The following is a 12,081-nucleotide window of genomic DNA, read 5'->3' on the forward strand; positions in this document are numbered from 1 at the left end:
TGGTTGTAGTGGCCTCCACCCCCGTCGAGGCCACTACAACCAGGATCGAGCGCGATCTTGCGCGGCAGACCCCGGCGATCATGGACTTGACGGGTGGGTGCGCGCAGGTTTGTCCCCGCCAAACTCATGATCACCGCTGCGGGCGGCGGGGGCGGGGAGACCGGGGGCGGGGCGGAGCGGGAGGAGCGGGGGCGGGGGAGCGGGTCGGTTGCGGAGGTTTGGTCGGGCTTGGGTGGGGGATGTGCTGCCGGACGTCTCTGGCGTGATCGCGGCGGCTGGTCGCGTATTGGCGGCGCGGCGTCCGGACAACGGGGACGGTGAGCTGCTTGGTGCGCTTTAGGATTGACGAGCGGCGACTTCGGGCATACAGCGCGGTGATGAGGAAAGGAGGACAGCATGGCTGACGTGGCGAAAGCCCGCACATCCCAGAATGGGAGCGAGCCCTCCACCGCCGAGTTGGTGCAGCGGGCCACTGAGCAGATCTCCCGCCTCGTGCGGGACGAACTGACGCTGGCCCGAGCGGAGTTGACCCAGAAGGGTAAGCACGCGGGCATCGGGATCGGCCTGTTCGGCGGCGGCGGCGCGCTCGCGTTCTTCGGTCTGGGTGCGCTGGTCGCCACGGCGATCCTGCTGCTCGACCTGGTGTTGCCCGCCTGGGCCGCGGCGCTGATCGTGGCGGTGGCCTGCTTCCTGGTGGCCGGCATCCTCGCCCTGGTGGGCAAGAAGCAGGTCAGCCGTGCCGTCCCGCCGGTGCCGGCGGCCACGGTCCGTAGCCTCCGGGCAGACATGGACACCGTCACCGCCGCGGTGAAGGACAGGGGGCGGCAATGACCGGTAACGGGACCGGCGACACGGAGGCCCTCCGCGAGGAGATCCGTCGCACCCGGGTCGAGTTGGGCGAGACGATGGAGGCGTTGGCCGCCAAGGCCGACGTCAAGGCGCGTCTGAAGGAGTCCGCCGAGCAGGCCAAGGAGCGGATGCGGGAGCAGGCGGCGCAGACCGTTGCCCGGGTCCGCGGTCAGGCCGCGCGTGGCGCCGGGATGGCGCGGGCGCAGGCGTACGAAAAGGGTGAGTTGGTACGCGCACAGGCGTATGAAAAGGGCGAGTTGGTGCGCCGCAACCCGGTGCCGTGGGCGGCCATCGCGGCCGGCGCGGTGGCCACCGTGGTGGTGCTGATGATCGTGCGGGGGAGGCGTAGGTGAGTAAGAGCATCGGCAGGGTCGCGTACCGGCCGGTCGGCGTGTTGTTGGGTATCGCCGCAGGCACGGTGGCCGGGGCGATCTTCCGGCAGGTCTGGAAGGTCACCGCGGGCGACGGTGAGGCGCCCAACGCGACCGACGAGGATCGCGGCTGGGGCGAGGTCCTGGCCGCCGCGGCGTTGCAGGGCGCCATCTTCGCGGTCGTCCGTGCCGCCGTGGACCGGGGTGGCGCGGTCGGCGTACGCCGGATGACCGGCAGCTGGCCGGACTGACCATCAGCGACTTCAGCCCCCTTCCCGCATCGATGGGAAGGGGGCTTTCGCATGGCATCGCACGCCGCCCAGCGCACCTGAGGCATCCGTCAGGTCACATGTCGGAGAAATTCGTCGGAGAGGTCGTGACAGACTTTTTACCTCCGTGATTTGCTGGTCCCCGCTGTTGCGAGATGGCGTGGGTTGAGAGAAGTCTCCTTCGTGGGGCTGCCTCAGGCGCCGCTGCTCAAAAACGGCCAATCGGCCGGACGGCGTGCACGGCCGCCAGTTTTTAGAGGGAGAAACACATGGCTCAGGGAACCGTGAAGTGGTTCAACGCTGACAAGGGCTTCGGCTTCATCACCGTCGATGGTGGGGGTGCTGACGTGTTCGTCCACTTCTCGGCCATCCAGACCAGCGGCTACCGCTCGCTGGAGGAGAACCAGCGGGTGGAGTTCGAGATTGCTCAGGGTCAGAAGGGCCCGCAGGCTGAGCAGGTCCGTCCCATCTGAGTAGGACGGCCGGCCCCCGCCGGCCAGTGGGACGATCCGGCTCACGGGTCACGGTAAAGCCCCGCATCCCGGTTGGGATGCGGGGCTTTCGCCTGCTCGGGCTCGCCGGTGCAGCGAGCGGTCAGCGTCGACGCGAGCGCAGGCCGAGCCAGATCACCACCAGCCCGGCCGCCGTCACGAGCGGGCCGATCACCGCCCAGATCTTCTCGTCGGTCATCACGCTGCCGCTGACGTAGCCGAGGCCCTGGACCGTCCACACCGCACCGATCACCACGGCCAGCAGGCCGAGGGTGAGTGGAAGCCAACCCCTCATCGCGTCCCCTCTCCGCCGCCCGGGGCGGCGCGCCGCCGTCCAGCATCGCCGGCCGGGTGGCGTGACGCGAGCACCCCGGCCGCGCGGGTCACCACCGGTCGTGCACCTGCGGGCGGATCAGCTCGTCGTAGGTCTCGCGGACGGCTGCCAACTGCTCGTCGGTGAGCGGGGACAGGGCCGCCGCAGCGGCGTTGCGTCGGGCCTGGTCGGCGTCGCGGGCACCGGGGATGACCACCGTGACACCCGCCTGGTCCAACACCCAGCGCAGGGCGAACTGCGCCATCGTGCGGTCCGCGTCGACGAGCGGGGCCAGCCGGCGTACGGCGGCCAGACCTCGATCGAAGTCGACTCCGGAGAACGTCTCCCCGACGTCGAAGGCGGCGCCGTGCCGGTTGTAGTTGCGGTGGTCGTCGGCGGGGAACTCGGTGTGCTCGTCGTAGCGGCCGGAGAGCAGGCCACTGGCGAGCGGCACGCGGGCGATGATGCCGACACCCGCTGCGGCAGCGGCGGGCAGCACCCGCTCCAGGGGCTTGTGGCGGACCGCGTTGAGGATGATCTGGACGCTCGCCACCCCCGGTCGGGCGATCGCGGTGAGGGCCTGGTCGCAGGTCTCGACGCTGACGCCGTACCCGGCGATTGCCTTCTCGGCGACGAGGGTGTCCAGGCCGTCGAAGACCTCGTCGGAGGAGAAGACCTCGGTGGGCGGGCAGTGCAACTGGACCAGGTCCAGGGTGTCCATGCCCAGGTTGGCCCGGGAGCGGTCGGTCCACTGCCGGAAGTTCGCCAGGGTGTACGCCTCCGGCCGCTGCTCGACGCGGCGGCCCATCTTGGTGGCGACGGTCAGCCCGGCGTCGGGTCGGGTGCGCAGGAAGCGGCCGATCAGCTGCTCGCTGCGGCCGTCGCCGTACACGTCGGCGGTGTCGAGGAAGGTGACTCCGGCGTCCACGGCGGCGGCGAGCACCGCCATCGCGTCGTCCTCGCTGACGGTGCCCCAGTCGGCGCCGAGTTGCCACGCGCCCAGGCCGACCGCGCCAACGGTCCGGCCGAGCCGGTTGAAGCTGCGCTGTTCCATGCCCCGAGCCTAGTGATCGGGTTGCCACCCTGCCACGCGAGCCGTACCGTTAGCAGTACGGACGTACGGTTTGGGAGGCGACCATGTGGGACCCGACGACCTACCTGCGCTTCGGCGACGAGCGATCCCGGCCGTTTCACGACCTTCTCGCCCGGATCCCGGCCGAGCGACCCCGGACGGTGGTCGACCTCGGCTGCGGCCCCGGCCAGCTCACCGCCGTCCTCGCCGAGCGCTGGCCGGCCAGCCGGGTGCGCGGGCTCGACTCCTCGGCGGAGATGATCGAGCGGGCCGAGGCCCTGGAGGCGCCGGTCGACTTCGCGGTCGCCGACCTGCGCGACTGGGTTCCGGCCGGCGACGAGGACGTGGTGGTCAGCAACGCGGCGTTGCAGTGGGTGCCCGGCCACCAGGAGCTGCTGCGCCGCTGGGCCGCCGAGCTGCCCGCCGGCGCCTGGCTCGCCATGCAGGTCCCCGGAAACTTCGCCGCCGACTCGCACCGCGCCCTGCGGGAGGTCGCCAACCGGCCGACCTGGCGGGCCGAGGTCGCCCCGCTGCTGCGCGCGGACCCGGTCGACGACCCGGCCGACTACGCGGCGCTGCTGACCGCCGCCGGCTGCGCGGTGGACGCCTGGGAGACTACCTACGTGCACCTGCTGCCGGCTCGACCCGCCGCCGAGCACCCGGTGCTGGCCTGGATGGAGGGCACCGCGCTGCGCCCGGTCCGGGCCGCACTGGACGCCGCCGGCTGGTCCGCCTTCCGGGCCGAGCTGGGAGTACGGCTCACCGCGGCGTACCCGGTGCGGCAGGGTCAGGTGTACTTCCCGTTCCGCCGCGTCTTCGTCGTCGCCCGCACCGGCGACCATGCTCAGGAGAACCCGTGACCGACCTGTCCACCTTCATCGCCGGCCTGCCCAAGGTGGAGCTGCACGTGCACCACGTCGGCTCCGCCCTGCCCCGGATCGTCGCCGAGTTGGCCGCGCGCCACGAGGGGCGCAGCCCCGTGCCGGCCGATCCGGACGCCCTCGCCAGCTACTTCGAGTTCCGCGACTTCGCGCACTTCATCGAGGTCTACCTGAGCGTCGTGGATCTCATCCGCGACCCGGAGGACGTCTGGATCCTCACCCACGAGGTGGCCCGCGAGCTGGCCCGCCAACAGGTCCGGTACGCGGAGCTGACCATCACCCCGTACTCGCACGTCCGACGGGGCATTCCCGCGCCGGCGTTCTGCGAGGCCATCGAGGACGCCCGCAAGCGCGCCCTGGCCGACTTCGGCATCGAGCTGCGCTGGTGCTTCGACATCCCCGGCGAGGCCGGCCTGCCCGCGGCCGAGGAGACGCTGCGCATCGCACTGGACGAGCGCCCGGACGGGCTGGTCAGTTTCGGTCTGGGCGGCCCGGAGATCGGTGTACCCCGACCGCAGTTCCGGCCCTGGTTCGACCAGGCCCGCGCCGCCGGGCTGCGCTCGGTTCCGCACGCCGGGGAGACCACCGGGCCGCAGACCGTTTGGGACGCGCTGAACGAGTTGGGCGCCGAGCGGATCGGGCACGGCATCTCCGCCGCGCAGGACCCGCAGCTGCTCGCGTACCTGGCCGAGCGGCAGATCGGGATGGAGATCTGCCCGACGTCCAACGTCCGTACCCGGGCGGTGGCCACCCTCGACGAGCATCCGCTGCCCCGGCTGGTCGAGGCCGGGCTGCTGGTCACCATCAACTCCGACGACCCGCCGATGTTCGGCACCACCCTCAACGACGAGTACGCGGTGGCCGCCCGTCTGCTCGGCGTCGGTGCCGAGGGTCTGGCCGGGCTGGCCCGCAACGCGGTGACCGCGTCCTTCCTGGACACCGCCGGCCAGCAGCGGATCCTCGCCGAGATCGACGCGTACCTCGCCACCGCCGGCTGAGCTGGTCGACCGCTCGGGTGTCGGTTGGGCTGGTCGGCCGGGCCGGTTGGTGGAGCAGGGCGCGCGGCGGGAGCGTGGGTGTGGGGGGACCTGTGACTCCCGCCGCGCGCGCGGCTCCACCGGCCGTGGGTGCGTGGTGCGCTCGGCCGGTGGAACTGGTGGGTTCGTGCTCTGATCCTGTCAGCCCGCAGCCGATCCAACGCGGTCGTTAACCGCGATCTAAGGAAGACTTGCGCCGGCGCACAGCCCCGGGTCCGGCCGGGTCAGTCGTCGGTGGGGCGCTGGCGGGGCCAGCGACGTCCGGTGGCCTTCGTGTCCCGGGCGTCGCGGGCCATCCGACCGACCAGACCGAAGCGGCTGACCTGCCGGGGCGTCGCCTCCGGGTCGGCGAGCAGCATCACCACGCTGGCCCCGCCCAGCCGGGCGCGGTCGATGCTCACCGAGCCGTTGGCCTGCAACGCGACCCGCTTGGCGATGTCCAGCCCGAGCCCGGTCGAGCCCTGGTCACTGGCACCCCGGCGCAGCGCCCGGTCCGGGTTGGCGATGCCGGGGCCGGCGTCGTCGATCCGGATCGCCACGTAACCGTCGCGCCGGGACACCGCCACCTCGAACGCGGTGCCCTGCGGGGTGTAGCGGAAGACGTTGCCGATGACCGCGTCCAGCGCGGCGGCCAGTTCGGCCCGCGGCACCGGCGCCGGGATGCGCAGCTGGGCGCCGTTGACCCGGTGCGGCCGGTTCTGGTCGCCGGCCAACGCCGCCCAGAACACCATCCGGTCCCGGACCACCTCGCTGACGTCGCACATCGCCGGCCCGGCCTCGAGCGCCACCGTCTTACGGGTGGTCTTGATCAGCACGTCGATCTCACCCTCCAGGGTGACGATCGCCTGCCGGATCCGCCGGATCCCGCGCAGCCGGTCCAACTCGGCCGGGCTGAACGAACCCACGCTGGTGTCGTCGGACTCCAACGCCTCCGCGTCCAGCCGCAGCACCGTCAACGGGGTACGCAGACGATGCGACAGGTCGGCCACCAACTCCCGCTCGTCGGTGCGGGCGGCGTCCAGGCGGTCCGCCATCCGGTTGAAGGCGTACCCGGCCTCGGCCAACTCGCGCGGACCGGTCGGCTCGACGCGTACGCCGAGGTCGCCGTCGCCGACGGAGAGCGCTGCCTTGACCAGACCGCGGGTGGAGTCCACCGCGCGGGCAGCTACCCGGTCGACCACCAGCACCGCCGCGCCGGCCATCGCCGCGCCGACCGCGAACAGCAGCAACCAGGTGCCGCCGGCGCCCTCGCCCAGCGTCGACTCCGGAAGGAACACCTCGACCACGGCCGTCCGGTCACCGAGGACGACCGGGTCGAGCCGGGCCACACCCCCGTCGACGTCGACGACCAACGACTGGCGCTCGGAGCGGGCCCGGTCCAGGTCGCTGCCGCTGGCCCGACCAGCCGACTCGTCCAGCCCCAACCCGTGCACCACGGGCCGGGTGGGTGCGCCCTCGGCGCTGGCCACCACGGCACGCTCGACGACCGCCGGGTCGGTGCTCACCGCCAGCGCGCCGGTCACCAGCGCGCTGCGCCGCGCCGCGTCGGCGATCGCCTCGTCGCGGCTCTGCTCTCGCAGGCTGAGCCCGAGCGGGATCAGGAACGCGAGCGCCACGAGACTGCACATGCCGGCCGTGAGCAGGGCCAGCGCCGTCCTCAGTCCGGTGCCACCAGCCGGAATCCGACCCCCCGCACGGTGCGCAGGTAGCGCGGCTTCGCCGCGGACTCGCCCATCTTTCTGCGGAGCCAGTACAGGTGAACGTCGATGGTCTGATCCTCGCCGACCGATGGCTGCCGCCATACCTCCTCCAAGAGTTCCCGGCGGGACACTACCCGCCCAGGTCGTGCGGCGAGATACGCCAACAGGTCGAATTCCTTGCGGGTCAGCGCCAGCGGCTCCCCGTCGAGCTGGGCGCTGCGTTCGCCCACGTCCACCCGCAGCCCGCCGACGCTGTGTACCGCGGGCTGCACGGACCGACTGGCCCGGCCGGCCCGGCGCAGCACTGTGGTGATCCGGGCGTCCAGGTGCGCGCCGGTGAACGGCTTGACCATGTAGTCGTCGGCGCCGGCGCGCAGCAGCTTGACCACCGACTGCTCGTCGTCGCGGGCGGTGGCGATGATGATCGGAACGTCGGTGATGCCGCGCAGCATCCGCAGCGCGTCCGAGCCGTCCAGGTCGGGGAGGCCGAGGTCGAGCACCACCAGGTCGGGTGTCTCCGCGGCGACCCGACGCAGGGCGTCCAACGCCGTACCCACGGCGTGCACGGCATGCCCCCGGTCGGTGAGGGACCGCAGCATCGCGCCGCGTACGACGTGATCGTCTTCGACCAGGAGCACGGAGGCCACGACAAGACCGTACTTGGCCTGGCAAGTTGATCGCGTTGCGGCGTGCCTGGCGACCGGGCAAGCTGGTACGACGATGTCGTTCACCCTGTTCGCCGATGCCCGCCTGGCGCTCGCCCGGGACAGCCTCGCCGGTCTCTCCACCGGCGACGCGCTCGGCGCGCAGTACTTCCTGCAGGGGCCCGCGCCCGTGGATCTCGCCGCCGACGCGCTGCCGCCAGCGCCCTGGGAATGGACCGACGACACCGAGATGGCCTGCTCGGTCCTCGCCCAGTTGGCCGACTCCGGCGGCATCGACCGGGATCGGCTCGCCCTCTCCTTCGCCGAGCGATGTACCGAGCGACGGGGCTACGGCGCGGGCGCGATGCTCATCCTGGGGCTGATCCGCACCGGAACCCCGTGGCCGCTGGCCGCCGCCTCCGCCTTCGACGGGCAGGGCTCCTGCGGCAACGGCGCGGCGATGCGGGTCGGCCCGCTGGGCGCGTACTTCGCCGACTCGACGGCGCGTGCCGCGGCACAGGCCCGCGCGTCCGCTGAGGTGACGCACGCGCACCCGGAGGGGATCGCCGGGGCGGTCGCCGTCGCCGTCGCTGCCGCGCTGGCCGCCCGGGCCCGCCTCGACGGGCATCGGCCGGCCCCGGAGCGGCTGCTCGCCGGGATCGCCGCCGCACTCGACCCGGGCACCGAGGTGCATCGGGGCGTACACCGGGCCGCCGGGCTGCTCGGCCGGCCGTTGCCCCGGGTGGTGGCGGCGCTCGGCAACGGCTCCCGGGTGATCGCCCAGGACACCGTCGGGTTCACCCTCTGGGTGGCCGCCACGCACCTCGACGACTATCCGGCGGCCATCGAGACGTGCGTACGGGCCGGTGGGGACGTGGACACCACGGCCGCCATCGCCGGAGCGGTGGTGGCGGCGCACACCGGCGTCGGCACCCCGGGCGGGGTGCCCGAAGAGTGGCTGGCGGCCCGCGAGCCGCTACCTACCTGGCTCCCCTGACCCCCCGACCCAGCGCCTGGGCAGGCCCTGCGCACGATCAACTCGGCTTCCTGCAAATCGGGTCGTCCGGGCGGTGGGGATGCCCCGTTTTCCTGAGAGCCGAGTGGATCACCGCGATGCTGCGGGAACAGCAGGCTGCGGGTCGGCGGGCGTCGGGTCGGCGGGCTGCGGATCGGCGGGCGTCGGGTCTGGCGTTGCGGTGTCGTCTCCGCGACCGGTTATCTCGGCCAGCGTCGCGGCCTCGTCCGGGCCGCCGGTCACCTCGGCGAGCGCGGTGGCCTCGTCCGGGTCGCGTCGGCGCCATCGGCTGACCAGCCAGCCGATCGCCGCGCCGCCGCCCAGCCCGGCCAGCAGGCCGGCGGCCAGCATCCCGTCGGCGCTGCCCTCGTCGGCGCCGTCCGCCGGGGCCGGCGGTGCGGCGTCCACACCGTTGTCCGCTGCGGCCGGTGCGCCGGCCGCCGGGCCGGCGTGTCCGCCGTGTGCGGCCGGGCCCGCCCCGCCGGGCGCCGCCGGCAGCAGGGCGAGCGTCGGGGCCCGGTGCGGGCCGGTGGCGTCCGCCCACCGGACCACAGTGCCATCGGCGTACGTCTGGACGACCTCGAAGGTGAGCCGCTCGGCCTGCGGCATCGGCCCCATGGAGAGCGCCAGCCGAGCCGGCCCGGGGTCACTCGCACCGACCCGGACCCAGGTCACCGCGGTCGTCACAGTGCTCACCCCGGAGGAGTGGATACCGGCCACCGGCTTGTCCAGGGTGCGGGAGCTGATCCGGGGCGCCCAGCCGTTCACCGACATGGGATAGACCTCGGCGATCGGCGCGTCGGCCGGCAGTCGGACTTCGATCTGGTTGGTCTTCGTGCCGGCCCGCTCCTCCGGAACGCTGAACTCCAGCCGTACCGCGTCGCCCTGCCGGGCCTCGGTCGGGGTGGTCGTCACGTCCGCCGCGTACGCCGTGCCAGGCCAGAGCAGCAGCCCAGCGGCGGTCACCGCTGTCGCCGCCACGATCCGCCGCCGACGGCCACCGCCGTACGTGCTCGCCATCTCGTGCCCCCATCCGTGTCGACGCGGCCGGCACCGGTTTCCGGCCACACCTTCTAGTTCGGCTGTGAGGCGCGAAAGGTTCAACGTCGGCGGTAGGGAGGTGCCCTTCCCGGTCGGAGGCGGGGCGACCGATAGCATCGGCAGGAGCCGAGGATCGGCACCGTTTCGTACCACTTGGAGGAGTCACCGTGTCCGCACCCCGTACCCCCGCCGTGGCCGACCCCGTCGTCGTCGCCGCCGGGACCACGGCGGCCGACGCGGTGGCCGCGGCCGGACTGCCCGCGAACGGCCCCAAGGCGATCGTCGTGGTCCGCGACCCGCAGGGCCAGCTGCGCGACCTGGACTGGTCGCCGGCCGAGGAGACCGTCGTCGAGCCGGTCAGCCTGGATTCGCCCGACGGGCTCAACGTGCTGCGCCACTCCACCGCGCACGTCCTCGCCCAGGCCGTGCAGGACGTCTTCCCCGAGGCCAAGCTGGGCATCGGCCCGCCCATCGAGAACGGCTTCTACTACGACTTCGACGTCGACAAGCCGTTCCAGCCCGATGACCTCAGCAAGCTCGAGAAGCGCATGCAGGAGATCATCAAGTCCGGGCAGCGGTTCCGTCGCCGCCGCTTCGGCAGCCTGGACGAGGCGCGCTCCGAGCTGGCCGACGAGCCGTTCAAGCTGGAGTTGATCGAGGTCAAGGGCGAGGGCCTGGACACCGACGAGGTGATGGAGGTGGGCGGCGGCGAGCTGACCATCTACGACAACCTCGACGCCAAGGAGGACAAGGTCTGCTGGTCGGACCTGTGCCGGGGCCCGCACCTGCCGACCACCCGACTGATCGGCGCGTTCAAGCTCATGCGCTCCGCCGCCGCGTACTGGCGCGGGTCGGAGAAGAACCCCCAACTACAGCGGGTGTACGGCACCGCGTGGCCGACCCGCGACGAGCTCAAGGCGTACCTGAAGCTGTTGGAGGAGGCCGCCCGGCGCGACCACCGCAAGCTCGGCGCGGACCTCGACCTGTTCAGCTTCCCCGACGAGATCGGCTCCGGCCTGGCGGTCTTCCATCCCAAGGGCGGCATCATCCGCCGCGAGATGGAGCACTACTCCCGCCAGCGGCACGAGGCGGCGGGGTACGAGTTCGTCAACACCCCGCACATCACCAAGGCGCAGCTGTTCCAGACCTCCGGTCACCTGCCGTACTACGCGGACACCATGTTCCCGCCCATGCAGCTGGAGGGCGCGGACTACTACCTCAAGGCGATGAACTGCCCGATGCACAACCTGATCTTCAGGTCGCGCGGGCGGTCCTACCGGGAGCTGCCGCTGCGGATGTTCGAGTTCGGCACGGTCTACCGGTACGAGAAGTCCGGCGTCGTGCACGGCCTGACCCGGGTCCGCGGCCTGACCCAGGACGACTCGCACATCTACTGCACCCGCGAGCAGATGGCCGGTGAGCTGTCCACGCTGCTCAGCTTCGTGCTCGACCTGCTGCGCGACTACGGCCTGGACGACTTCTACCTGGAGCTGTCGACCCGGGACGACTCGCCCAAGTTCATCGGAGCCGACGAGGACTGGGCCGAGGCCACCGAGGCGCTGCGGACCGCCGCCGAGACCTCCGGCCTGGACCTGGTTCCCGACCCGGGCGGCGCGGCGTTCTACGGGCCGAAGATCTCCGTGCAGGCGCGGGACGCGATCGGCCGGACGTGGCAGATGTCCACCATCCAGGTCGACTTCAACCAGCCGGAGCGGTTCGCGTTGGAGTACCAGGCCGCCGACGGCAGCCGGCAGCGGCCCGTGATGATCCACCGTGCGCTGTTCGGGTCGATCGAGCGGTTCTTCGGGGTGCTCACCGAGCACTACGCGGGTGCCTTCCCGGCCTGGCTGGCGCCGGTGCAGGTGGTGGGCATCCCGATCCGCGAGGACCACACCGACTACCTGCACGGCTTCGTCGCGGCGCTGCGCGCCGAGGGCATCCGGGCGCAGGTGGACGCGGGTGACGACCGGATGCAGAAGAAGATCCGGACGGCGCAGCAGCAGAAGATCCCGTTCATGGTGATCGCCGGTGACGACGACGTGGCCGCCGGTACGGTCTCCTTCCGCTACCGCGACGGCTCCCAGCGCAACGGGGTGCCGGTCGCCGAGGCCGTGACCCACGTGCTGGACGTGGTCAGCTCACGGACCAACATCGGCCCCTCCGCCGCCGCCGAGTAGCCGGAACCGCCGCGAGCGGCCCGCGTGCCGCCCGCGGCCCGCTCACGCGGCCCGTCGCGGTCCGCGTGCCGCATGATCGCGCTCGATCCAGGAAGTAGTGGCCTCCCCGGTGGGGGAGGCCACTACTTCCATGTTCGAGCGCGATCTTCGCCCGGAGTGCGGCGCCCGGAGTGCGGCGCCCGGAGTGCGGCGCCCGGAGTGCGGCGCCCGGAGTGCGGCGC

At 72.4% G+C, this 12,081-nt stretch carries 13 protein-coding genes; 8 read left to right on the forward strand and 5 right to left on the reverse strand.

Features of this window, described 5'->3' with window-relative positions:
* Positions 1–396: 396 nt before the first annotated feature.
* The 4 genes from GA0070561_RS17090 to GA0070561_RS17105 all read left to right on the forward strand — a co-directional run bounded on the left by GA0070561_RS17090 (position 397) and on the right by GA0070561_RS17105 (position 1,962).
* Positions 397–831, forward strand: coding sequence for a phage holin family protein (locus GA0070561_RS17090; RefSeq protein ID WP_030338239.1), 435 nt, complete (start codon positions 397–399; stop codon positions 829–831).
* Positions 828–1,202 carry a DUF3618 domain-containing protein gene (locus tag GA0070561_RS17095; RefSeq protein WP_091401702.1) on the forward strand — a complete coding sequence of 125 codons (375 nt, stop codon included), beginning with the start codon at positions 828–830 and terminating at the stop codon, positions 1,200–1,202. Before GA0070561_RS17090 ends, GA0070561_RS17095 begins: the two co-directional genes overlap by 4 nt.
* Complete coding sequence (locus GA0070561_RS17100; protein ID WP_091401703.1) at positions 1,199–1,471, forward strand: DUF4235 domain-containing protein; 273 nt, start codon at positions 1,199–1,201, stop codon at positions 1,469–1,471. The genes GA0070561_RS17095 and GA0070561_RS17100 overlap by 4 nt, the downstream gene beginning before the upstream one ends.
* 287 nt (positions 1,472–1,758) lie before the next feature.
* Entirely contained in the window at positions 1,759–1,962 is a 204-nt protein-coding gene (locus GA0070561_RS17105) for a cold-shock protein (RefSeq protein WP_030338233.1), read from the forward strand.
* A 121-nt stretch (positions 1,963–2,083) separates the two neighbouring features.
* Here the strand turns inward: GA0070561_RS17105 and GA0070561_RS17110 are convergent, their stop codons facing one another.
* Positions 2,084–2,275 carry a hypothetical protein gene (locus GA0070561_RS17110; RefSeq protein WP_091401705.1) on the reverse strand — a complete coding sequence of 64 codons (192 nt, stop codon included), beginning with the start codon at positions 2,273–2,275 and terminating at the stop codon, positions 2,084–2,086.
* 88 nt (positions 2,276–2,363) lie between these two features.
* Positions 2,364–3,347, reverse strand: a complete 984-nt coding sequence (locus GA0070561_RS17115; protein ID WP_091401706.1) for an aldo/keto reductase — start codon at positions 3,345–3,347, stop codon at positions 2,364–2,366.
* Positions 3,348–3,430: 83 nt separating this feature from the next.
* Between GA0070561_RS17115 and GA0070561_RS17120 the strand changes: the two genes are divergently transcribed.
* Together GA0070561_RS17120 and GA0070561_RS17125 are read left to right on the forward strand one after the other, a co-directional pair.
* Positions 3,431–4,225: a trans-aconitate 2-methyltransferase gene (locus GA0070561_RS17120; protein WP_091401708.1), complete on the forward strand. Its 795-nt coding sequence runs from the start codon at positions 3,431–3,433 to the stop codon at positions 4,223–4,225.
* Positions 4,222–5,244, forward strand: coding sequence for an adenosine deaminase (locus tag GA0070561_RS17125; protein WP_091401710.1), 1,023 nt, complete (start codon positions 4,222–4,224; stop codon positions 5,242–5,244). The genes GA0070561_RS17120 and GA0070561_RS17125 overlap by 4 nt, the downstream gene beginning before the upstream one ends.
* Before the next feature lie 263 nt (positions 5,245–5,507).
* Here GA0070561_RS17125 and GA0070561_RS17130 read toward each other — a convergent pair whose 3' ends face one another.
* Positions 5,508–6,911 carry a HAMP domain-containing sensor histidine kinase gene (locus tag GA0070561_RS17130; RefSeq protein WP_181539338.1) on the reverse strand — a complete coding sequence of 468 codons (1,404 nt, stop codon included), beginning with the start codon at positions 6,909–6,911 and terminating at the stop codon, positions 5,508–5,510.
* A 29-nt stretch (positions 6,912–6,940) separates the two neighbouring features.
* Positions 6,941–7,630 carry a response regulator transcription factor gene (locus GA0070561_RS17135; RefSeq protein ID WP_091401712.1) on the reverse strand — a complete coding sequence of 230 codons (690 nt, stop codon included), beginning with the start codon at positions 7,628–7,630 and terminating at the stop codon, positions 6,941–6,943.
* Positions 7,631–7,703: 73 nt separating this feature from the next.
* Here GA0070561_RS17135 and GA0070561_RS17140 point away from each other — a divergent pair, with 73 nt between their 5' ends.
* Entirely contained in the window at positions 7,704–8,624 is a 921-nt protein-coding gene (locus tag GA0070561_RS17140; protein WP_091401714.1) for an ADP-ribosylglycohydrolase family protein, read from the forward strand.
* A 108-nt stretch (positions 8,625–8,732) separates the two neighbouring features.
* Here GA0070561_RS17140 and GA0070561_RS17145 read toward each other — a convergent pair whose 3' ends face one another.
* Positions 8,733–9,662 carry a DUF1775 domain-containing protein gene (locus tag GA0070561_RS17145; protein WP_091401716.1) on the reverse strand — a complete coding sequence of 310 codons (930 nt, stop codon included), beginning with the start codon at positions 9,660–9,662 and terminating at the stop codon, positions 8,733–8,735.
* 188 nt (positions 9,663–9,850) lie between these two features.
* On the opposite strand from GA0070561_RS17145, the gene thrS reads away from it, so the two are divergent.
* A complete protein-coding gene (gene thrS, locus GA0070561_RS17150) occupies positions 9,851–11,860 on the forward strand; it encodes a threonine--tRNA ligase (protein ID WP_091401718.1) in 2,010 nt (669 codons plus the stop codon).
* Positions 11,861–12,081: the final 221 nt, after the last annotated feature.

It is taken from the genome of Micromonospora saelicesensis (genome assembly GCF_900091575.1).
Taxonomy (GTDB): Bacteria; Actinomycetota; Actinomycetes; order Mycobacteriales; family Micromonosporaceae; genus Micromonospora; species Micromonospora saelicesensis.

Coding starts and splice junctions, on each gene's coding strand:
- GA0070561_RS17090 (WP_030338239.1), top strand. CDS start 397: ATGGCTGACGTGGCGAAAGCCCGCACATCCCAGAATGGGAGCGAGCCC.
- GA0070561_RS17095 (WP_091401702.1), top strand. CDS start 828: ATGACCGGTAACGGGACCGGCGACACGGAGGCCCTCCGCGAGGAGATC.
- GA0070561_RS17105 (WP_030338233.1), top strand. CDS start 1,759: ATGGCTCAGGGAACCGTGAAGTGGTTCAACGCTGACAAGGGCTTCGGC.
- GA0070561_RS17110 (WP_091401705.1), bottom strand. CDS start 2,275: ATGAGGGGTTGGCTTCCACTCACCCTCGGCCTGCTGGCCGTGGTGATC.
- GA0070561_RS17115 (WP_091401706.1), bottom strand. CDS start 3,347: ATGGAACAGCGCAGCTTCAACCGGCTCGGCCGGACCGTTGGCGCGGTC.
- GA0070561_RS17120 (WP_091401708.1), top strand. CDS start 3,431: ATGTGGGACCCGACGACCTACCTGCGCTTCGGCGACGAGCGATCCCGG.
- GA0070561_RS17130 (WP_181539338.1), bottom strand. CDS start 6,911: ATGTGCAGTCTCGTGGCGCTCGCGTTCCTGATCCCGCTCGGGCTCAGC.
- GA0070561_RS17140 (WP_091401714.1), top strand. CDS start 7,704: ATGTCGTTCACCCTGTTCGCCGATGCCCGCCTGGCGCTCGCCCGGGAC.
- GA0070561_RS17145 (WP_091401716.1), bottom strand. CDS start 9,662: ATGGCGAGCACGTACGGCGGTGGCCGTCGGCGGCGGATCGTGGCGGCG.